This is a genomic window from Clostridium cavendishii DSM 21758 (assembly GCF_900141845.1).
GTDB classification, from domain to species: domain Bacteria; phylum Bacillota; class Clostridia; order Clostridiales; family Clostridiaceae; genus Clostridium_AG; species Clostridium_AG cavendishii.
In genome coordinates this window covers 162,448-182,366 of record NZ_FQZB01000013.1, presented here as the reverse complement: position 1 = coordinate 182,366, position 19,919 = coordinate 162,448, and the positions used below count along the sequence as shown (strand labels likewise).

19 protein-coding genes are annotated in these 19,919 nt (G+C 28.1%); 12 read left to right on the top strand and 7 right to left on the bottom strand.

Annotated elements, in window-relative coordinates:
* Nucleotides 1-297 precede the first annotated feature (297 nt).
* Nucleotides 298-1,083, bottom strand: a complete 786-nt coding sequence (locus BUB01_RS15730) for an SDR family NAD(P)-dependent oxidoreductase (protein WP_072990060.1) — start codon at nt 1,081-1,083, stop codon at nt 298-300.
* Between the two features lie 160 nt (nt 1,084-1,243).
* On the opposite strand from BUB01_RS15730, the gene BUB01_RS15725 reads away from it, so the two are divergent.
* The 9 genes from BUB01_RS15725 (at nt 1,244) to BUB01_RS15685 (ending at nt 11,155) form a co-directional block, all read left to right on the top strand.
* The gene (locus BUB01_RS15725; RefSeq protein ID WP_072990057.1) at nt 1,244-2,122 is read left to right on the top strand and encodes an SDR family oxidoreductase; all 879 of its coding nucleotides are present in this window, start codon (nt 1,244-1,246) and stop codon (nt 2,120-2,122) included.
* A 148-nt stretch (nt 2,123-2,270) separates the two neighbouring features.
* Nucleotides 2,271-3,077: a glutamate 5-kinase gene (gene proB / locus BUB01_RS15720; RefSeq protein WP_143152514.1), complete on the top strand. Its 807-nt coding sequence runs from the start codon at nt 2,271-2,273 to the stop codon at nt 3,075-3,077.
* Nucleotides 3,078-3,096: 19 nt separating this feature from the next.
* Complete coding sequence (locus BUB01_RS15715) at nt 3,097-4,341, top strand: glutamate-5-semialdehyde dehydrogenase (RefSeq protein WP_072990055.1); 1,245 nt, start codon at nt 3,097-3,099, stop codon at nt 4,339-4,341.
* A 110-nt stretch (nt 4,342-4,451) separates the two neighbouring features.
* Entirely contained in the window at nt 4,452-5,513 is a 1,062-nt protein-coding gene (locus tag BUB01_RS15710) for a DUF3794 domain-containing protein (protein WP_072990052.1), read from the top strand.
* 14 nt (nt 5,514-5,527) lie between these two features.
* Nucleotides 5,528-6,049: a DUF3794 domain-containing protein gene (locus BUB01_RS15705; RefSeq protein WP_072990049.1), complete on the top strand. Its 522-nt coding sequence runs from the start codon at nt 5,528-5,530 to the stop codon at nt 6,047-6,049.
* A gap of 417 nt (nt 6,050-6,466) precedes the next feature.
* A complete protein-coding gene (locus tag BUB01_RS15700; RefSeq protein ID WP_072990046.1) occupies nt 6,467-7,198 on the top strand; it encodes an ABC transporter ATP-binding protein in 732 nt (243 codons plus the stop codon).
* A complete protein-coding gene (locus BUB01_RS15695) occupies nt 7,191-8,360 on the top strand; it encodes an ABC transporter permease (RefSeq protein WP_072990043.1) in 1,170 nt (389 codons plus the stop codon). The genes BUB01_RS15700 and BUB01_RS15695 overlap by 8 nt, the downstream gene beginning before the upstream one ends.
* Nucleotides 8,361-8,461: 101 nt before the next feature.
* Complete coding sequence (locus BUB01_RS15690; protein WP_200802883.1) at nt 8,462-8,659, top strand: asparagine synthase; 198 nt, start codon at nt 8,462-8,464, stop codon at nt 8,657-8,659.
* A gap of 441 nt (nt 8,660-9,100) precedes the next feature.
* Complete coding sequence (locus tag BUB01_RS15685; protein WP_072990040.1) at nt 9,101-11,155, top strand: polysaccharide deacetylase family protein; 2,055 nt, start codon at nt 9,101-9,103, stop codon at nt 11,153-11,155.
* Nucleotides 11,156-11,252: 97 nt separating this feature from the next.
* Here BUB01_RS15685 and pgaD read toward each other — a convergent pair whose 3' ends face one another.
* From pgaD to BUB01_RS15670, 3 genes are all read right to left on the bottom strand, one after another.
* Nucleotides 11,253-11,642, bottom strand: coding sequence for a poly-beta-1,6-N-acetyl-D-glucosamine biosynthesis protein PgaD (gene pgaD / locus BUB01_RS15680; protein ID WP_159433268.1), 390 nt, complete (start codon nt 11,640-11,642; stop codon nt 11,253-11,255).
* Nucleotides 11,629-12,864 (bottom strand): poly-beta-1,6-N-acetyl-D-glucosamine synthase, encoded by a 1,236-nt coding sequence (pgaC, locus tag BUB01_RS15675; RefSeq protein WP_072990034.1) that lies wholly within the window; start codon nt 12,862-12,864, stop codon nt 11,629-11,631. Before pgaC ends, pgaD begins: the two co-directional genes overlap by 14 nt.
* Nucleotides 12,865-12,944: 80 nt before the next feature.
* Entirely contained in the window at nt 12,945-14,249 is a 1,305-nt protein-coding gene (locus BUB01_RS15670; RefSeq protein ID WP_072990030.1) for a discoidin domain-containing protein, read from the bottom strand.
* 454 nt (nt 14,250-14,703) lie between these two features.
* Here BUB01_RS15670 and BUB01_RS15665 point away from each other — a divergent pair, with 454 nt between their 5' ends.
* Nucleotides 14,704-15,333, top strand: coding sequence for a DNA-3-methyladenine glycosylase (locus BUB01_RS15665; protein WP_072990027.1), 630 nt, complete (start codon nt 14,704-14,706; stop codon nt 15,331-15,333).
* Between the two features lie 72 nt (nt 15,334-15,405).
* Here BUB01_RS15665 and BUB01_RS15660 read toward each other — a convergent pair whose 3' ends face one another.
* A complete protein-coding gene (locus tag BUB01_RS15660) occupies nt 15,406-15,948 on the bottom strand; it encodes a hypothetical protein (protein ID WP_072990024.1) in 543 nt (180 codons plus the stop codon).
* A 363-nt stretch (nt 15,949-16,311) separates the two neighbouring features.
* A complete protein-coding gene (locus tag BUB01_RS15655; protein WP_072990021.1) occupies nt 16,312-16,881 on the bottom strand; it encodes a hypothetical protein in 570 nt (189 codons plus the stop codon).
* 334 nt (nt 16,882-17,215) lie between these two features.
* Between BUB01_RS15655 and BUB01_RS15650 the strand changes: the two genes are divergently transcribed.
* Nucleotides 17,216-17,401: a hypothetical protein gene (locus tag BUB01_RS15650; RefSeq protein WP_072990018.1), complete on the top strand. Its 186-nt coding sequence runs from the start codon at nt 17,216-17,218 to the stop codon at nt 17,399-17,401.
* Nucleotides 17,402-17,440: 39 nt separating this feature from the next.
* Here the strand turns inward: BUB01_RS15650 and BUB01_RS15645 are convergent, their stop codons facing one another.
* Nucleotides 17,441-18,076, bottom strand: coding sequence for a hypothetical protein (locus BUB01_RS15645; protein ID WP_072990015.1), 636 nt, complete (start codon nt 18,074-18,076; stop codon nt 17,441-17,443).
* A gap of 783 nt (nt 18,077-18,859) precedes the next feature.
* Between BUB01_RS15645 and carA the strand changes: the two genes are divergently transcribed.
* Nucleotides 18,860-19,909: a glutamine-hydrolyzing carbamoyl-phosphate synthase small subunit gene (gene carA / locus BUB01_RS15640; RefSeq protein WP_072990012.1), complete on the top strand. Its 1,050-nt coding sequence runs from the start codon at nt 18,860-18,862 to the stop codon at nt 19,907-19,909.
* Nucleotides 19,910-19,919: the final 10 nt, after the last annotated feature.

Below are 19,919 nucleotides of genomic sequence, written 5' to 3'. Positions count from 1 at the left end.
CAATATATCCCATCACCCACCCACATCAATATGATGCATTAATATTATAGCACCACATTGAAAATGTTTAAATAGAAATTTTTTAAGTTTAATATATTTTATTATATTTAGTAGTATTTGTTGATAAATTATAAAAGAATTTATTTATAATGTAAGTTAAATCTTAAAAGAGTCATCTTTAAATAAGATGACTCCTGAAATTAGTAGAAGTATAGCCAATAAACGGAGAATTTATGAAAGGCTACAAAAGATAGTATAAACAGAATGCCAGAGTATTATTCCTTAAATAATATAGATTTAATACTCATTTTTTTTCTTAATGACTGATAATTGAATTTTCATGACTAGTCTTGCGGATAATGTAAGTGGAATCAATTTTGAGAAAAATATTGCTATTTTATTCATAAAACCAGGGGTTATAATAGCTTTATTTTTTGCTAAACCATTATAACCAATAAGAGCCACTTCATATGGAGACATAGCTGAACTTAAATCATTTTTACCAGCTCTTTTAGCAAATTTAGTTTTAGTAGCTCCAGGGCAAAGTGCTGAAACTGTTATGTTTGTATCCTTAAGTTCTTGTCTTAAAGCCTGAGTAAGAGATAAAACGTATGACTTAGTTGCATAATAGACGCCTATATATGGACCGGGTTGGTAAGCGCCTGTGGAAGCAACATTTAGGATTTTGCCGCTATTACATAATTTCATATCATTAGCTATTAAATAGGTTAGTTTTGTTAATGCTGTTATATTTAGATTTATAGTAGAAATATGATTTTCCAAAGGAACATCCAAAAAACCTCCATTAAAACCAGCTCCAGCATTATTTATTAGAATATCTATTTTTAAATTTAACTTTTTAGTTTCATCATATAGTTTTGTAACTGAATTTAAATCACTTAAATCATAATTAAAGGAGAATACCTTTATATTATAGGCTGAAGAAAGTTTAGCTTTCATTTCACTAAGTATATCTGAATTTCTTCCGGTAATAATCAAATTGAATCCATTTTTTGCGAATAGTTTTGCAAACTCAAAGCCTATACCAGAGGTTGCACCTGTTATAAGTACAGTTTTGTTCATTATAAACCTCCTATTTTAAGTAAGAATCCAAATTTTTAATTTGGGTATTCGAACTTACTCCTATGAATGATAATGAATAGGAGTTTCATTTAATAATCCTAATATAATTATAGCTTAAGGCAATAATATTTAATATAAAAATTTAAAAGGAGTGATTTAAATGGAAACTAAAAACAGTGAACAATTTCCTAAGGGTTTTCCAAAACAACACCAAAATAGGCAACCAGGTAAGGAATCAGAAATGAAACCAGAACCTATATATGAATTAGAAGGATATAATGATTTAGGTAAAAAGCTTTTAGATAAGGTTGCTATAATAACAGGAGGAGATAGTGGAATAGGTAGGGCTGTTGCTATAGCTTTTGCCAAAGAAGGGGCTAAAATTGTTTTAGTGCATCTCAAGGAGAATGATGATGCTAATAAAACTAGAGAAATTATAGAGAAAAAGGGTGCAGAATGTATATTATTAAATGGTGATATAGGAAGCGAAGAATTTTGTAAGCAAATAGTTAAAACTACTATAGATAAGTATAAAACAATAGATATACTAATAAACAACTCTGGCGAGCAGCATGAACAGAAAAATCTAGAAGATATAACAACAGAGCAAATTAGAAAAACTTTTAATACTAATTTTTTTGGAGCATTTTTTTTAACAAGAGAAGCTATGCCACATTTAAAACAGGGTGCTAGTATTATAAATACTACATCAGTGGTTGCATACAGAGGAAGTAAGACCTTAATAGATTATTCTTGTACTAAGGGAGCATTAACTACATTCACAAGAAGTTTAGCTATAAACCTAGCTGATAAGGGTATAAGGGTAAATGCAGTGGCACCAGGGCCAATATGGACGCCATTAATAGTTTCTTCTTTTGATGAAACTAAAGTAAGCCAGTTTGGTTCAGATACACCGTTAAAAAGGGCAGGTCAGCCAGTAGAAATTGCTCAAGCTTATGTGTTTTTAGCTTCAAGGGATTCTTCGTACATAACAGGAGAAACAATACATGTAAATGGTGGAGATATGGTGAATTGCTAATGGATTAAGGATTAATTTAAAAAACTCTTAGAATGTTTAAAAATCACTATAATATATTTAAATTATAATAATATAAGAATTTATACTGTAACAACAATAGTAAAATATATTATAATATATCTTAATATATATTAATTGGGGTGGTTTTTTGATTATAAGAGAAGATATTCTAAGTGTTAAAAGAATAGTAGTTAAGGTTGGGACATCTACATTAACTCATGATGATGGTAATGTTAATCTTGAAAGTATAGAAAAGCTTTCAAGAGTTTTATCAGACTTAGCTAATAGTGGAAAAGAAGTGATACTTGTATCGTCAGGAGCAATAGGTGTTGGATGTAGTAAGCTTGGACTTAAAGAAAGACCTTCATCTACAAAAGGAAAACAGGCAGTAGCCGCAGTAGGGCAATGTGAACTTATGAATATATATAGTAAGTTTTTTGAAAAATACAATCATACTGTGGCTCAGATTTTACTTACTAGAAATGTGGTTGAAGATGAACATATGAGGAATAATGTATGTAATACATTTGAGACATTATTAGAAATGGGGATAATACCAATAGTTAATGAGAATGATACAGTTTCTATAGATGAAATAGAAAACATGTGTAACTTTGGGGATAATGATACACTTTCAGCAATAGTGTCAAAACTTACAAAGGCTGATTTATTAGTTATATTATCTGATATTGATGGATTTTATGATTGTGATCCACGAAAAAATAGTGATAGTAAACTTATTAAGGAAATAGTAGAAATAACTAATGAGATAGAAGCATGCGCTGGTGGTGCTGGAACAGATATGGGGACAGGAGGAATGGTTACCAAATTATCAGCGGCTAAGATAGCTAATTCTAGTGGGGTTAATATGATACTTACCAATGGTAAAGAACCTAAAGTTCTTCTGGGTATTTTAGATGGTGAAGAAATAGGAACTTTATTTAGAGCTAATTAATATTGGGGAGGGTTTAAAGATGGATGAATTAATTATGAAAGGGCAGAAAGCTAAAAAGGCATCGTACATTTTAAGTAATATGTCAGCACAAGATAAGAATCAGGGGCTAAAGAAAATAGGGGAAAATTTAATAAAAAGAGATGAAGAAATTCTAGCTGCAAATAAAATAGATTTACAAAATGCAAAAAGCAAAGGGATTTCGGAAGTCATGATTGATAGGTTAGCTTTAAATAAAGATAGAATTAAAGCTATGGCTGAGGGAGTGTTTCAAATAATAGAACTGCAAGATCCTGTAGGAGAAGTTGTTTCTATGTGGCAAAGACCAAATGGACTTCAAATAGGACAAAAAAGAGTACCTTTAGGTGTAATAGGAATAATATATGAAGCAAGACCAAATGTTACTGTAGATGCAGCTTCTTTATGTTTAAAAGCAGGAAATACAGTAATATTAAGGGGTGGGAGTGAAGCTATAAATTCTAATAAGGTAATAATAGATATTATTAGAGAGAGTTTAAAAGAAACTAATATACCTATAGATTCTGTGCAATTAATAGAAGATACTAGTAGGGAAGTAGCAACCCAATTTATGAAGCTTAATGAATATTTGGATGTTTTAATACCAAGAGGGGGAGCAGGACTTATAAAAGCAGTAGTTAAAAATGCTACAGTACCTGTTATAGAAACCGGAACAGGTAATTGTCACATATACGTAGATAAAGATTGTGATATAGAGATGGCAAAAAATATAATAGTAAATGCAAAAGTTTCAAGGCCATCAGTTTGTAATGCAGCTGAAAATTTACTTGTTCATAAGGATATAGCAATAGAATTCTTGCCACTGGCTATAGAAGCACTTAAATCTAATGGGGTGGAAATAAGAGGCTGTAGAGCTACAAAAGCAATAGTAAATGATATTATACTTGCAACTGATGAAGATTTTAGAACTGAGTTTTTAGATTATATTTTATCAGTAAAAATAGTGAATGATATTGATGAGGCTATAAACCATATTAATGAATATGGTACAAAGCATTCAGAGGCCATAGTTACAGAAAGTTATAAGGCATCTCAAGAATTTCTGCAAAAAGTAGATGCTGCTGCTGTTTATATTAATGCATCTACAAGATTCACGGATGGTTTTGAATTTGGATTTGGTGCTGAAATAGGTATAAGTACTCAAAAGTTACATGCTAGGGGACCTATGGGATTGAAGGAATTAACAACAATAAAATATATTATATATGGAAATGGCCAAATAAGATAATAAAAACACCTTGAAATAAAAAATTTCAGGGTGTTTTCTCATTAATGCTAAAAATAAGGAATATTATACTAAGGAGTAATAACTTATTTTTATAAAAATGGAGGGTTAAAATGGTATTCAATAAGAATACTTCTTTATGTAAAGGAAGCAACTATTTTGATATTTATGGTGTTGCAGATAAACAAGCTGTTAATTATATTAATAAATCAATGTCATTACCTAATTCTAATTTTTTCAAAGAGAAGGTAATTTTAGTAGATGCTAAAGTTCAGGCTCAAAAACCTGATATTGGAGCAATACAAAGTATAAATCTATCCGTAGATATTTTAAGAAAAAAAATAATTTCTACACCAGGAGATGATATTGTTACAAATTTAGAAGGTGTCAAATCTACAGGAAAAAAGATAATTATAGAAGGAGCTTTAAATTTGTCTATCCAGTACATTTCTATGGAATTAAGACATGAAGTTTATAATTTTAATTATGGGGAATATTTTTCAACATATATAATGTTAAATAATCAAGTTAAGTTGGAGGATAATTTCAGCATAATACCATATGTTGAAAGTTTTATGGTATCAGAAATTTATCCGAGAAAAATATCAGCTTGTACAAATTTATTTTTAGTGGCATCAAGGCTTAGTATTAATGATTATGATAAAGAGATAGAAGAGGATAGTGACTATGAAATGGATATTCCAAGTTCTAAAAACACAAATGATATAACAACTTTTTTAGGACCACAAGATAAAGAATGGACTAATATTAATATCAAAGAAAAGTATACGATACCAAAAAATAAACCTGATATAGGGAAAGTAATTAATATAACATCAAACATTATAGTTAGAAATCAAAGGGTAGTATTGGTACCGATAAAACCACCAGTGAGTAGTGGAGGGAATATATTCAAAGAAAAGAAATTATTAATAGATTTAATTTTAAATCAAGATATTATATATAATGAATTTAATAATGAAGATAACTTAATTTCGGTTCAATATGGAGTGCCATATTCTATTTATATATCTATAAATGACAATTGTAAATTCACAGATAGTTTTATAATAGACTCATGTATTGAAGATTTACATGTAAATGTTTTAGATAAAAGGAATATGTTTGAAAATATAAGCATCTTTTTTAAAGTTAATAAGAAAACATATTTTTAGGGGGGCGGGGTAATATGTTTTTGAATAAAGATGACAATTCAAATTATGAAATAACTTGTTTGAATAATAATATTAATTTGATGAATTATAAGGATGTAAATTGGAAAGAAATAAATATGGTAGATAGCCTAACATTACCAGAAGATAGTTTGGATATAAGAAAAATAAACTCTATAATAGTGGGGTGCTCTATACAAAAAAAGCAATTAATACACACTCCTATGATAAAGAATACACCTATAGAAAATTTAGAGGGAGAAATAATGACTGGTTTTAAACTAATGATACAGGGAGAAGTAGATGAAAAAATATTTTATACAGTGGATAATGAGGAACAACTTATAAGAGCATGTGAGTTTAGACTGCCATTTTATACAGCCATAACATTGGACAAAGAAACACAAATAAATGATACTTATTATGTTCAAAGCTATATAGAGAATTTGTATACTAAAGTAATAAATCAAAGGGAAATATCGAATAATATAACTATATTTTTGAATGCAGAAAAAATAAGAATAGGAAATTATAAATAGAAAAAATCATGTTTCAATTAAACAAACCCCTCTGCTTTTATCAGAGGGGTTATATATTTATGAGGGGTGAGACAAATAGTGCTTAAAAGCATTATATATGGATAATTTGATTGTTATAGTTGATGGTTAAGTTTAACAAATTAAAATAGCCATAGCTCACGGGGGCACTTTTAATTTGTTAAACTAATGAGGTTAAATGATAAGTTTTGATAGCTAAGGGTAAACTTTTCATTTAACAAAGAGTAAGTTCTAGAATATTACCTCTTACATTATGTATTATGTGTATTTTAAAAAAAAATACACTGGAAAATATTGAATAAGAGTGACTTAAGTAATTGTAAAAATTACTTAAAGTAATATTCTTTAGTAAACATATATGATATTATAAATAGGAAATAAAGAAAGCGGGGCGATTACATGCTAGAAGTTAATGGGCTTACAAAAACCTTTAAGAACACTAAAGCTGTAGATAATATTTCATTCAAAGTAAATACGGGTGAAATTGTTGGGCTATTGGGAGAAAATGGTGCAGGAAAAACTACAACATTAAGAATGATTTCAACAATGATGCAGCCAACAGAAGGAACTGCAATTGTTAATGGATTTGATGTAAATAAAGAACCTACAGAAGTAAGAAAAAATATAGGTATTTTATTTGGTGGAGATGTAGGACTTTATGATAGACTTACAGCTAGAGAAAATATGAAATATTTTGCTGATCTTTATGGAATAGATGAACAAACTTCAAACAATACAATTAATGAACTATCAAAGGAACTTGGAATGGAAGATTTTATTGATAATAGAGTAGCTAAATTTTCTAGAGGTATGAAGCAAAAGGTATCGATAGCAAGATCAATAGTACATTCACCATCTATAATGCTCTTTGATGAACCGACTACTGGATTAGATGTAACAGCTGCTAGATCAGTTCATGAATTTATTTTAAATTGTAAAGAAAAAGGAAGAACGATACTTTTTTCAAGTCATTCTATGAGAGAAGTAGAAAAACTTTGTGATAGAGTTGTCATAATAAATAAAGGAAAACTAATAGAGGAAGGCACTATATCTGAGTTAAAGAGCAAATACAACAATGAGGATTTAGAAGAAGTATTTGTAAAGCTTATAGGAGGTGCTGGGCATGAATAATTTTCTTACTATTTATAAAAAAGAAGTTAAAGATATATTTAGAGATAAAAAGACTTTGTTTTTTACAATATTTTTACCAATAATATTATATCCATTAATGTTTGGTATAATGAATTTTGCTATGAAGGATACTATGGATAGTGTTAGTAAAGAGTTTTCCATAGGTATTAGGGATAATGGAAATTCATCTATAACAAAGGTTTTAGAAGCAGATAAAAGTATAAAATTAGTTAAAGGTGACGATTTAGACGAAAAGATAAAAAAAGGTTCTATTGGATTAATATTAGAAATACCAGAGGACTTTGATAAAAATATTGAAAATGAAAAACAAGCTGGAATAAAGATGATAGTAGATGATGAATCCAATAAATCCATGATGGGATCTCAAAAAATAAAAGAAGTTTTAGATGTATATTATAAAAACATAGTTAATACTAGAATGGAGAAAAGGGGTATTAGTAACACTGTACTTAATCCATTTGAAGTGGAAAAAGTTAATACAGCAAATAAGAAGGATACAAATAATATAGGAACAGTAATAACTGGTCTTTTACCAACATTACTTATAATTTTAATGATATCTCCTACAATGGGAATGGCTCCAGATTTAGGTGCAGGAGAAAAGGAAAGAGGTACGTTAGAACCATTATTATCAACGGCTGTTAATAGAACCTCTATACTTTGGGGGAAGCTTGCAGCTTTAGCAACTATAGCATTTTTAAATTTAGCAGTATCATTAGGAGCAATAGCTATATCCATGATGGTTATAATTAAAGGTGGAAAATTAACATTAACAGGTGGTTCATTAGCTGTTATGGGGATATTCTCATTGTTCCTACTTATAGCAGTATGTGCATTAGAAATGGCTGTTAGTATATATGCAAAATCCATAAAAGAAGCTGGTTCATTAATGATGGCAGTATTTTTCCCAGTAATGCTTTTATCTTATGTACCATATATGATGGATGCAAAGACTATAAAGTTCATATATTTTAATATACCAGTAGCTAATGCTATAAGTGTAATGAAGGAAGCTGCTGTTGGTATTTATGATATGAAACATTTATTAATAGTTGCGGGATGGCATCTTGTATATATGTTCATAGCTGTAATGATATCTAGATATATGTTCTCAAAAGAAAAGGTTGTATTTAGAGCATAAAAAAATTAAATTTAAAAAAAGTTCATAATAAGTGATTATATATTATTATAAATAATGGCAACACTAATAAAGAATAAATCATAAGGGAAGGTGTTGTTATTATGAAAATAAGAGAAGGACTTATTCCAACCATAGTAGGGTCAGCAGTAACTATAGGAGCAGCTACTGTTAGAGCCAGAGATCTAAAAAAACACGGATTACCTAAAAAAGAGATAGCTCCAATGATAGGAACTGCCGTTTTGGGCTTTGGATTAGCACATGTAGTTTTAGGAGCTATAGATTTAATAAATGATAGATAAGTCAAAAAGATATTATTAGAACATCAACTTAATGTTGATGTTCTTTTTATATTATTATACCATATTAAGGAATAATATATGGTTGTTATATTTTGGATTTTAAATATTCAAATAAAAATTTATCATATATGTGGATAAATTTTTTTAGTTTATATTTAATAAATAGAAATAATAAAAAAGTAGAAATGAATCTAAATAAATAAAGTAAATAAGCCACCTTTAGGTGAATAAAAATGCGCATATTATACCTTTAAAGACTATAAAATATTAAATTTCAACAAAAATTTCAACAGGTTTTTTAATTTCTGTGGATAAAATATGTGGACAATGTGGATAACTTGTTCAACATGTGTGTGAATTATTAATTTACAAGGTTTTGGTGGCAAATAGATTTTATATACATAAAGTATAAATAGGAATAATTTTAATGGTAAAACAAAAATGAAAAAATTATATAATATAGCCCTTTGTTATCAGGGAATAACTGAGGATAAATCAAAGGTTAGTAATTATATTACTTATATAGAGGATTTTAAAGCACAGATAAAGTATATTATTAACCTAGGATATAGATTGGTATTTCCTAAGGAATTTTATAATTGGTATAAAAATAATAATTTTTTAAAGCAAGATATATGTATGATAAGATTTGAGGGTGGATTGAAAAGCATAATGCCAGCAATAGTTTGGCTTATTGAAAATAAGTTGTTTTTTGGTATATCAATTATAGCGTCAAGAGAAAAAAGTGGAGTACCTGAGGAAGGTTATTTAAGTTGGGATGAATTAAATGGAATACTAGGTAGTGGTTTTTGTGAAATTATAAGTCATAGCTATAATCTTAAAAATTTTGATTTAGCAAAGCAGGGGAATAATATAATTTCCGTACCTGTTTTAGAACTTCCTGCATATTTTGATAATGGATTAAATTTATATTTGAAAGGTGACAGTGTTCCTTATTTTGACAGGACAATAGTTGAAAGTGCTAAGGCATTTCCTATAATAGGAACTGATATAAATACAAATAATTTAATAAAATCAAGTATACAATTTATAACACCTAAAAGTTTTGATGGAGTGCTTTTACGTTTATGGGCATGTCTTGCTTATCCTGTATCAACAGGATATAATGCACAAATTAGAGTAAGTATAAATCAAGAAGAAGTATATAGTGGAGACTTTAACGCTATATCTTATCCAGGCAATATTCAGTGGCCAGAAATGGAATTTGTAACAATAAACTTTAATAAAGAATTTTATTTTGAGCAGGGGAAAAAATATAATATTGAATTTGAAACTTTAAACATAGGTAATAGTTCTTTTAGAGTATATGCAATAAATAATGGTGATAATAATATAATTCTCAAAACTAGTTTTTTAAATGGAGATAATTTAGATGGTTTAGTGCCATGTATAATAATAGGTGATGGTAGTGGGAGTTCATGGACATTAGAACAATATTCTAATTATGTTAATAGGGATTGTGAACAATTTAGAGGAGCTACAAATAAGTATTTAAAATATAAAAAAGACATAACTCAATATGCTTATCCTTATGGAGCATATTTAGCAAATAAGGATGGGAATAGTATAAGTAGTGTATTAACAGATGTATTAAGTAAAAATGGATTTTTAGGTGGCTTTACTGTATATCCAAGCAGAATATATGATAATAGAGAAAGTGAATATATTATACCTAGTATAGCTGTTTATGGAAATAGAAGTAATGATATTATACTTAATAATATAAGCGCATATATTGGCCAACTTTTTGAAGAAATAGATTTAAAAAATATAATATGGCAAGGAATACTAGGATATGATGAGGAAGATTTTGTTGAAAGTAACAAGCTAAATATCATAGGTGTAACTAAAATAGAAAATTATAAAAAGAAGTATAAGAGTCAACTATTATTTAAGGATATAGATTTGGAAGAGGTTAGGAATCAAGATTTAAGTGTTATTGTAAATGGTTATGATGGGATAAATATTAATTGTAATACTAATGCTGATTTAAATTATATAGTAGACTTAAGCAATATGTTTAAAAGGTATAGAAAAAAACTAGAGTTAACAATAAATATAAAAATTTTTGATACTCAAATGACAAATTTTTCATTTATTAATTTCTTTAATATTTTAAATAACTGTTTTCTTTTTAACTTTAAAGTTATAAACAATAATAAAAATAATTTTAGTAATTCTGTGGATAGTTTAATTAAAATTGTGAATAATATTTGCACTACTAAAGAAAAACAAAAAATAATGATTAGTTATAATACAGATAGTATATTTAACCAAAGTAATAATATTAGTGAGCTTTCCTTAAATGAGGCTATAATCAAAGCAATACAATTAGGAGTTAAAATACAGTCAGATAATATAGACTATTTTTATACAGCTAATAATATTAGCTGTTTTATGAATACAAGCAATGGATTAAATAAGCTTTCTAATAAGATTAAACAAAATGGGTTAGGTGGAATAAGTTTATATTAATAAAAATAAATAAAGAATATATAAAAATATCCTTGTAGTTTATGGAGGAAGGTCATTAAGTTTTAATAACTCGGAGTGTAGAGATGAAATAAAAAACTTAATGACCTTTCTCTACCTTCTTGTCTAGAGTAGAATAATTTATTAAGGTATCTTCTAAAAAGGTATATTGATTATCTTGAAGGCTTTCTATTTTAGCTATATCTATTTCAAAATACTTAGATAATTCTTCGGCTGAAACGGGGGCTTTAAAGCTTCGCCTATTTAAGCTGCCAAAGTATTTTTTATTATATTTTATCCAAAAAGTATTTAATAGAGACCATAGCATAGCTATAACTAATGATATTTTAAGATATGTTGTAGAATAAGTAGGCCCCGATCCTTTTAACGAATTAGAAAAACTTTTAATAGCAAATATACTATTGCCGAGGATAAATATCCAGGCTACTATTGTCATTAATAATGAGGTTATAAATCTAATCTTCTTCATTAACATCATCGCCTCTGTCAGGACTAGTCCAAGTAGCATAGCTTCCTTTTTTACTCATTAAGGCTTTGGGCATAGCAAAGATTATGTAAAGAGCATTTAAAAACCAATATAAAAGAGGATACCAAGCCGCCCATATAAAATTTTTAAGTGGCATTTTATTATACTTTTTATCCATTAATACGGCTATAAAAAACTGAAAAAGACAGAGGATGGTTAAAAATGAAAAATCAAATATAAAACGTATAGAGACCGTAGGACTTATAAATAAGAAATATATTATTAAAAATGCTAATACATAAACCCATAATACGCTAATGCATTCAGAAACCATGATTAAAAAAAAACGTCTATCTGACCAATTTTTAAGCATACCTAAGTTTCTCTTTAGTGTCTCAAGACCTCCTTGAGACCAACGAACTCTTTGTTTCCATAACCCCTTAAATGTTTCAGGAACATACATATAGCAGATAGCATTAGTTTCATAGCGAACATCCCATTTACTTCTCTGTAATTTCCAGGTAACTGCTATATCTTCTGTTATTATATCCCTATCCCAAAATCCACATTCTAAAAGAGCTCTTTTTCTATAGGCAACTAGTACTCCTGATACAGTCATAATTTTGCCTAAAATACGTTGACTTCTTTTAATGAGTCCTATAATACTAGAGTATTCTACAAGTTGGACCCTAGCAAGGAGAGTATTAGAATTTAAGACTTTGGGGTTTCCTGTAACGGCGCCTACTCTTTCACCATTACGAGGTGCTAGAAAATGGTTCATTATATAAATCAAAGCATTATTTTCTAAATGAGCATCAGCATCAACACATAAGAGATATTCAGCTTTTGAAGCTAAGGCTGATAGATAGAGTGCGTTAGCTTTTCCCCTATTAGCTTTTTGGTCGATGAATCTTAAGTTAGAATACTGTAATTGAAGCCTTTTTAATATTTCAGAGGTTTTGTCAGAACTACCATCATTAATTGCTATTATTTCATAGTTTGGATAGTTTATATTTGATAGTTCGTGAATAGTTCCTTCTATAACTTGCTCTTCATTATAACAAGGTATGACTATAGAAACTAAAGGGAAGCTAGGAAGAGTTGGAAGACCCCTATCTTTAGATTTTCTTTCCCTACGAAAGTAAAAGAAGATTGATGAACTAATCCAACCTAGACTCATAGTAACTGGAAACCAAAATAAAAATTCTAATAAGAAATTTATCATAAAAATAAACCTCCCTCTTTTATAATTATAGTTTTACAAATAGAAGGAGGTTTTATTCGATACATTTATAAGATTACTAACTATTTACCATAAACTTCGAATTCATATATTCTTGCAGCAGAATCATTTGTATTAGTAGGGGTAGTTATATAAAGTCTTAAATACCTTGAATTAAAAGTAGGAACCTTTCTATCAGTAATGTCTGAATTATTACCTACTACAGTATCTACATCTGTCCAATTTATACCATCAGAGCTTTTTTGTAATTTAAAATCTTTTGTATTCCAAGCTGAAGATTCTGATCCAGCACCTGCGTGTTTTACAACCCATCTGCTTATATCATAATTTTTACCTAAATCTATTTTAAGCCATTTTGGTCCAGATACAGTAGAACACCATTTACTATTATCAGTTGTTGAACCATCTACAGCTAGAGATGGATTCTCACCATTTACATATTGATTGGCTGTTACAGATTTATTTAAAGCCAAATTATCAGATGAATAAGGCGGAGTTTGAGTAAAAACTGAATTTATTGCATTAGCATAGCTAGCTGTTGATAGCTTATTATTTAACATATCATCATAAAGCCACATAAATCCACCAGCTATACCAGAAGATTTATTCCAATCGGATAGTATATTTTTTACTGAGTTTGCAGATTCGTCTCTACACCATAGTCCAGGGATAACTTTCATTCCTAAAGCTGATTGCCAAGATGCTGGATTATTTGAAGATCCACCAGCATAGCATTGTAAATATACACGGTCTACAGTATCACCCAATTTGTTTTTTACATTAGACCAAAAGTTAACGTTAGTATATGGGCAAAGAGTTACATTTTTATATCCCATATTAGTACACATTTGTCCAAATTTAACTGCTGAGTCAACATCATAACAACTTTCATCATCGTAATCTACAGCATCTGCGCCAGTTGCTTCTAGAAGTGCTTTGAAGTTTTTGTATAGATTAGTGTTTGGGCCAGTACCTTGGGAATTAATTAAGTTTCTTATATTCTCAAAATCGGGAGTTCCCCAAGCACCTATGCTAACTTCTATACGATTTATTGATGTAGGTGCTTGCTTTAATGTTGCCCATTGAGCTTTCCAAGCATCACTTCCTACATAGGAACCATTTTTACAGATTTCATGATCATTTATATTTAAATCACCTGTAGCACTAACATGTATTGACCAAATCATAACAGTATTAAAACCAGAAGATTTTAAATCATTCATTACAGATTGGCCTTTTTCATAAAATGGACCACCGCCAAATATCGCAGAAACAGGCTGTGGTGAAGCTTGAACATTCTTAAATGGGGTAAAAATACTAATAGAAACAAAAATAATAACTATAAACATTGATATTTTCTTTTTCATATCACATAGACCCTCCAATATATTTATTTGTGTAATTTTAAGAATAAAGATTTTACTTTAGTCAATTACCTAGATGTTGCAAGGAATAATGATATTAAATTGATATAAACTTCTTAAAGCTAATAGCGTTTAATGAAGTTTAAGATAAGGTATAATAAATATTGAATAAGTTATCTCCTCCTTTCATGGTTAAAGTCTTGTTGCGATTATTGATATAATTTATTTGATGTTAATTTTTGAGTAAACTTTTAGATTATTATTAAAATATAAGGTAGGTACAAATATATAATTAAGAAATTTCTTTAGTAAAAGATATTAATATAATTATAAATTAACTAAATTTTGGATTATAGTTGAATAACTATATATTTACTGTAAAAATTATACTTTAATTTACATAGCAATCTATATAGTTATTCATACAGATTAAAATTTTAATTTTAAGGAGTTAAGAATGAAAGTTTCAAGAGAGTTTTTTAGTAGAGATACTTTAGTTGTTGCTAAGGAATTGTTAGGTAAGATATTAGTCAGAGAGTTTGATGGTAAAATAATAAAAGGAAGGATTGTGGAAACAGAGGCATACATAGGACCTATTGATAAAGCTTGCCATGCTTATGGGTTAAAAAAAACACCTAAAGTTGAGCCCTTATATGGAGAACCTGGAATAGCTTATGTCTATTCTATATATGGGATGTATTATTGTTTTAACATAATAACAAAAGAAAAAGGTAGTCCAGAAGGGGTGTTGATAAGAGCTATAGAACCTTTAGAAGGACTAAATATTATAAGTGAGAATAGATTTAAGGATAGCTATGAGAATATTACTAAGGCTCAAAAAAAGAATTTAGCTAATGGACCAGGTAAGCTTTGTATTGCATTTAATATAAATAAGCAAAATAATTGGGAGGACTTAATTATAAGTGATAGTCTGTATGTAGAAGAGTCACAAAAAAGTTATAATGAAAAATTTTGTGATTTTGATATAGTAGAAACTACCAGAATAGGTATAGACTATGCGGAAGAAGCTCGATATTTTCCTTGGAGATTTTATATTAAAGATAATAATTTTATATCAAAAAAGTAATGAAAAATATGTAATTAATACAAAGGATACACTTTGGTATTAATTACATATTTATAAAAAGTGAGTTTTCACCTAATCTTTAATTTTATTTAGTTCAAGTTCAATAAATTGTCGTATATTTTCTTTAGAAGCTAGTGTAGTTTTTAAATTATCTTCAATGTTATTTATTATATTATCCATATTCCAAATGAACGTTCCATTATGTACTTTAAATGCACAATCTCCATAGTCTATAACTTCCCTAATTTCTATACTCTTATTGGCGGTATTAAATGGAATTGATTTTAAGCGTATAACACAGAATTCTTTATTCCAAAGAAGCCACAATTCATATTTATCAATTGAATTAGGTGTTAAGACCCTATTTACATCTATTAAATTATCTAAAAGTATGGCATGTTGGCATAAATTTTGAAAAAAGAGCAGATTACCATACTCAGCGTTAAAGTGTGTTAGTTCCAAATTTTCAATTTTATCAAATGTAAGATATTTAAATGCTATGTCTAATATGTCATTAACTTCTTTTATCTTTATATTCAGTAGTTCAGAAGTTTTAATACCTATAACTTGTTCATTAACCTTTATTTTTTCAATTAATTGTTTAATATTTTTCATTAACTAAGTCTCCCTAATATTTAAATATATATTTTATTAAAGATATAATAAAGTTAAAATTCCTCACAATAATATATGAAAATTCCTTCTCATGTTCATTTGAATGAGTAAGTTTGAATACCCAAATTTAAATTTGGATTCTTACTTATTGTAAAGAAAAATTTAATAAACATAGTTTATGATTAAAAGATAAAAACTATGAAATTATATTTTTAAATTTTTAAAAGCAAACAGACATTTTTATAATAGAATAAACGTTTACTATTTTATTTAGGCATTTAAACCTTAGAGAGATTAAAAATAGAGCTTTTAAATCGTATTAAAAGTTCTATTTCATATTAATGAGACTACCAATTATTAGTTTTAGAATTGAGATTTATTTTTAATAGTTGATGCATTTAGCTCAAGTTCTATAGAGTGGCGTATATTTTCTTTATTGGCAAGGGTAGCTTTTAGGTTATCTTCAATACTATTTGTTATGTTATTCATATTCCAGATTAATTTGCCATCATTAACAGCAAATGCACATTTTCCATAATCTATAACTTGTCTAGTTATTGGTTCCTTATCAGTATTAATAGATGTTATATCTTTTAATCTTGTAACACAAAACTCTTTATTCCAAAGTAACCAAAGTTCATATTTGTTAATCGAATCAGTTGAATTATTATCAAATATTTTATTTACATCTATTAAAGTATCTAAAAGTATAGCGTGATTGCATAAATTTTGGAAGAAAATCAAATTGCCATATTTGCTATTAAAATTTGATATCTCAAAATTTGCAATATTAGAGAATGTAAGATATTTAAATGATAGATTTAGTATATTATTAACTTCTTTAATTTTTTCATTTATCAATTCAGAATTTTTAGTGTTTATAATTTGATCATTAACTTTTATTTTTTCAACCAATTGCTCAATGCTTTTCATTACATGTATCCCCCTAAGATGTTAAATAAGATATCATTATTGCTTAATATATAGGTAAAATTAAGTATTTCTACTTATATTTATCGTAAAATAATTCAATTTATATAGTAATATAAACAGTTAATATATAATAATTTGCTCCTAAGATTAGTATATATTTAAAAATAGAATAAATATTTTTCCTTTACAAATAATAAAGATATATATACGTTACAATTTTAAATCTATCTTAGGATACTTGTTAAACATAGAATAAAGGCAACACTAAATTTAATTTTCAGAAATCATATTACAATTTATAAGATTAAATTTCATATATTTTAGTGAGGAAGATATGGTTAAATATATATTTTGGAGCATAATTATAATAGTTATTATAAGTCTAATTTTAATCGATTATTTAGATTTGGTAAGAAGTAAAAAAATTGAATGGGATTATACGGATTTTTATAATGGTAAAAACTATATATGTTTTGATAAAACTAGTGGATATATATATTATGATGGGGAAGAAAAATAGAACATTTAGTTTTAACCTAAATGTTCTATTTTTTTAAGATTAATAGCAAACAAAGGAATCAATTCTATTGGTATCAACACCAAAAAATACCCACCTAAAGCCTAACCATCTCCAACCAGATACGGATCGAGGATCTATTCGTGTTAAATAAGCCCAATAACTACGACCATTATTTTGCCATATATAAGTGTAACGATAAAGGCAAGGTTTTAGAGAACCACCACTAACATATTTCATATTAGGATTGTTAGAATCCCCAGAAGGTGAAAATGATTTTACTTTGGTATCATTTTTTGCGGGAATATAAGCTGGTGGGGGGCCCATAGGTGATCCACCCTGACCACCAAATTGTCCACTTGGAATAAAGCTTGCAGCTAAATTTATTGGGAAGGTCTGCATTAGATTGTTAGGAAAATCAGAAAGAGCATTTGGTAAATATTTCTGGGTCTTTTTATTACCCTCGCCATCTCTGAAGTCACTATTTTCAGTAAGTTCCATAAAGTCTAAATCATAATTTAAGTAGCTTTCATCATAACCTCTATTTAAGGTGTACTCTTCAAGTGATTCAAATATAGGTAAAAAAGGACCATCTACTAAAACTTCATATTCACCTACCTCATCTTTGTTCCCGTCGCTATAAAATCTTACAAAATTAGTAGGATAAAAAAATTCCATATGGCTTCTCCTAAAATATTTATATATAGTTAACTTATGAAACTAATTAATAAAGGGTGCATACTATAAAAAATATACTTAGGATTTAATAGTTAAAATCGCTAAATATAAGTAACTTGGAATTGACAAATTTGCCTTAATAGATAATAATATAAAGGACTTCAATAGGACAAATTAAAGTCAAAAATAAAAGACAACACGCACAAAGGTAGTACACCTTTAAAATGTACAAGTTCTGAAAATTTCTATGGGTAAGGTAGAAATATGCTAAAGAGCCAAAGAGTATAATCTTTGGCTCTTTAGTGTGCCAAAATAAATAATTTAATTAAATTAAGTGTAAAATATTAATTAAATTATATTAATATAATTTTTAAAAAGATAACAATTACATTAAGATAAGGTGCTTGACAAATGCTGTAAAGTTAATTAGAATATATTTTAAATACAAATTAAATAAAAAAATACACTTTAAATTGGTCCTGTGAGGCCAGAAAGGGGTATGTAAAATGGCATACATTTTTTTTGATACAAAAAAATCATCAAAAAATAAAATAGCTTTAAAATCAATTATGTTTCCTAGCGTTATTAATGATATGGATAATAGGGAGATTAGACTAGAAATTTAATCTCTTTGTTATCCTTTTGTTTTATATAAAAAGGTAAATATTTCATTTTGGTATTTATAAAAACATATATTTAAATAATTTATATATAAGATATTAATACAATAGGATTAACCTTGAAAAAGTGTTTTTTTTATAAAAATTATAGGGAGGTTACGTAATGAAAGCAGAGCTTATATTAGAAAATGGAATGGTATTTGAAGGTAAGGCATTCGGTTATTTAAAGGAATGTGTAGGCGAAGTAGTTTTTAATACTGGAATGACTGGATATCAAGAGGTTTTAACGGATCCATCATATTATGGACAAATAGTAACTATGACTTATCCTTTAATAGGAAATTATGGTGTAAACCTTGAGGATGGAGAATCAAATTCACCAAAGGTAAAAGGATTTATAGTTAGGGAATGTGCTGACAAGCCAAGTAATTTTAGATGTGAAATGGAATTAGCATCATATTTAAAACAAAATAAGATATTGGGATTAGAAGGCATAGATACAAGAGCTTTAACGAAAGTTTTAAGAAATAATGGAACTATGAAAGGTTTAATACTTTTAGATGAATTTTCAAGAGACGAAGTTGAAGAAAGAATAAGTAAATTCTCAAATAAAGCTGCTGTGCAGACTGTATCTACAAAAGAAGTTTATCAAATAGCAGGTAAATGGAAACATGTGGCTATAATAGACTTTGGGATAAAGAGTAATATAGTTAGAAGTTTTAAAAATAGAGGCTGTAAGATTAGCGTATTTCCATATGATGTGAAACCAGAAACAGTTTTAAGTGTAAATCCAGATTTAATCTTTTTATCAAATGGGCCAGGAGATCCAGAAGATTTAACTGAAAGCATAGAAAATATAAAAGGATTAATAGGAAAGAAGCCTATAGTAGGAATATGCTTAGGACACCAACTTTTAGCATTAAGTTTAGGGGGAAAAACTAAAAAACTTAAATTTGGGCATAGAGGTTGTAATCATCCAGTTAAAGATTTGATAAACAATAAAGTCCATATAACTTCTCAAAATCATGGATATTATGTAGATATATTACCGGGAAATATGGAAGTAACACATGTAAGTATGAATGATGGAACTATAGAAGGAATGAAACATAAAGAATTACCTATATTTTCAGTACAATTCCATCCAGAGGCGTGTCCAGGACCAAAGGATAGCGACTACATTTTTGATGAATTCATGAAATATGCACTTTAGGAGGGAAAGT

Excerpts from the sequence above, each read along its gene's own strand:
- BUB01_RS15725 (WP_072990057.1), top strand. The coding sequence starts at position 1,244 with ATGGAAACTAAAAACAGTGAACAATTTCCTAAGGGTTTTCCAAAACAA.
- BUB01_RS15715 (WP_072990055.1), top strand. The coding sequence starts at position 3,097 with ATGGATGAATTAATTATGAAAGGGCAGAAAGCTAAAAAGGCATCGTAC.
- BUB01_RS15705 (WP_072990049.1), top strand. The coding sequence starts at position 5,528 with ATGTTTTTGAATAAAGATGACAATTCAAATTATGAAATAACTTGTTTG.
- BUB01_RS15695 (WP_072990043.1), top strand. The coding sequence starts at position 7,191 with ATGAATAATTTTCTTACTATTTATAAAAAAGAAGTTAAAGATATATTT.
- BUB01_RS15730 (WP_072990060.1), bottom strand. The coding sequence starts at position 1,083 with ATGAACAAAACTGTACTTATAACAGGTGCAACCTCTGGTATAGGCTTT.
- BUB01_RS15710 (WP_072990052.1), top strand. The coding sequence starts at position 4,452 with ATGGTATTCAATAAGAATACTTCTTTATGTAAAGGAAGCAACTATTTT.
- BUB01_RS15700 (WP_072990046.1), top strand. The coding sequence starts at position 6,467 with ATGCTAGAAGTTAATGGGCTTACAAAAACCTTTAAGAACACTAAAGCT.
- BUB01_RS15660 (WP_072990024.1), bottom strand. The coding sequence starts at position 15,948 with ATGAAAAATATTAAACAATTAATTGAAAAAATAAAGGTTAATGAACAA.
- BUB01_RS15690 (WP_200802883.1), top strand. The coding sequence starts at position 8,462 with ATGAAAATAAGAGAAGGACTTATTCCAACCATAGTAGGGTCAGCAGTA.
- pgaC (WP_072990034.1), bottom strand. The coding sequence starts at position 12,864 with ATGATAAATTTCTTATTAGAATTTTTATTTTGGTTTCCAGTTACTATG.
- pgaD (WP_159433268.1), bottom strand. The coding sequence starts at position 11,642 with ATGAAGAAGATTAGATTTATAACCTCATTATTAATGACAATAGTAGCC.
- BUB01_RS15650 (WP_072990018.1), top strand. The coding sequence starts at position 17,216 with ATGGTTAAATATATATTTTGGAGCATAATTATAATAGTTATTATAAGT.
- BUB01_RS15670 (WP_072990030.1), bottom strand. The coding sequence starts at position 14,249 with ATGAAAAAGAAAATATCAATGTTTATAGTTATTATTTTTGTTTCTATT.
- BUB01_RS15645 (WP_072990015.1), bottom strand. The coding sequence starts at position 18,076 with ATGGAATTTTTTTATCCTACTAATTTTGTAAGATTTTATAGCGACGGG.
- BUB01_RS15665 (WP_072990027.1), top strand. The coding sequence starts at position 14,704 with ATGAAAGTTTCAAGAGAGTTTTTTAGTAGAGATACTTTAGTTGTTGCT.
- BUB01_RS15655 (WP_072990021.1), bottom strand. The coding sequence starts at position 16,881 with ATGAAAAGCATTGAGCAATTGGTTGAAAAAATAAAAGTTAATGATCAA.
- carA (WP_072990012.1), top strand. The coding sequence starts at position 18,860 with ATGAAAGCAGAGCTTATATTAGAAAATGGAATGGTATTTGAAGGTAAG.
- BUB01_RS15685 (WP_072990040.1), top strand. The coding sequence starts at position 9,101 with ATGAAAAAATTATATAATATAGCCCTTTGTTATCAGGGAATAACTGAG.